Source organism: Microbacterium sp. K41 (assembly GCF_004794395.1).
In the GTDB taxonomy this organism is placed as follows: domain Bacteria; phylum Actinomycetota; class Actinomycetes; order Actinomycetales; family Microbacteriaceae; genus Microbacterium; species Microbacterium sufflavum.
On record NZ_SSDO01000193.1, the window covers coordinates 1 to 1421 of the forward strand.

A 1421-nucleotide genomic window follows, 5' to 3' on the forward strand; every position below is an offset into this window, starting at 1 on the left:
GTCGACATCGTGCCCAACCACGTGGGCGTCGCGGTGCCGCGACAGAACCCGTGGTGGTGGGAGGTGCTGCGGCTCGGGCGGCAGACCAGGCGCGCGGCGGCCTTCGACATCGACTGGGCGGCCGGCGGCGGACGGATCCTGCTGCCGCTGCTCGGCTCCGCGCCCCACGAGGCCCGCGCGAACGGCGAGCTCGTGGTCGACACGACCCCGGCCGCCGACGCCCCCGACGGCGTGCTGCGCTACTTCGAGCACGAGCTGCCCCTCGCCCCCGGCACCGCCGCGCTCGCGGACGACCTGCCGCGACTGCTCGCCGCCCAGCACTACGAGCTGCGGTACTGGGAGGACCAGAACACCGACCTCACCTACCGGCGCTTCTTCGCCGTGTCCGAGCTCGCCGGGCTGCGCGTGGAACTGCCGGACGTGTTCGCCGACTCGCACCGCGAGATCCTGCGCTGGCTGCGCGAGGGCCTCGCGGACGGGCTCCGCGTCGACCACCCGGACGGCCTGGTCGACCCGGGCGGCTACCTGGAGCAGCTGGCCGACGCGACCGGTCGCGCGTACACCCTCGTGGAGAAGATCCTGGAGCCGGGCGAGGCGCTGCCGGCCTGGTGGCGCACGGACGGCACCACGGGATACGACGCGCTGGCCGAACTGGACCGGCTGTTCGTCGACCGCGACGGCGTGGCCGCACTCGACCGCCTGGACGCACGACTGCGCGCCGAGACGGGGCTTCCGCCCGCGCCGGCGTGGCCCGACCTGATCCACGACACGAAGCGGATGATCGCGGACACCCTGCTGGTCGCGGAGGTGCGGCGCCTGGTGCGCACCCTGCCGCGCGGCATCGTGCACGCCGACGACGCCCTCGCCGAGCTGGTCGCGTGCTTCCCGGTGTATCGCGCCTATCTGCCCGAGGGCAGCGAGCACCTGCGCGCGGCGTTCGCGGAGGCGCGGCGGCGACGCCCCGACCTCGACGCGGCGTTCACCGAGCTCGAACCCCTGCTGAGGGACACGTCGCTGGAGGTCGCGCAGCGGTTCCCCCAGGTGACCGGCGCTGTCATGGCGAAGGGCGTGGAGGACACCGCGTTCTACCGGTACACGCGGCTGGGCACGCTCACGGAGGTCGGGGCCGACCCGTCGATCCCCGCGGTCACGGTCGAGGAGTTCCACGAGGCGCAGCGGGCCCGGCTCGCCGCCTGGCCGTACTCGATGACCACGCTCTCCACGCACGACACCAAGCGCTCGGAAGACGTCCGGGCGCGGCTCGCGGTGCTGTCCGAGGTCCCGGAGCGATGGGCCGAGGTGCTGGAGGAGCTGCGCGCCGTGGCGACCACGGGCCACGGTCCGCTCGACGCCCTGCTGTGGCAGGCCGCGGTCGGCGCCTGGCCGATCCCGTCCGAGCGCCTGCTGGCGTACGCCACCAA

1 protein-coding gene is annotated in these 1421 nt (G+C 74.4%); it reads left to right on the top strand.

Annotated features, from left to right (window positions below):
- The coding region (locus DW309_RS05130; protein WP_524538332.1) for an alpha-amylase family protein at nucleotides 1–1421 on the top strand (1421 nt) is incomplete at both ends.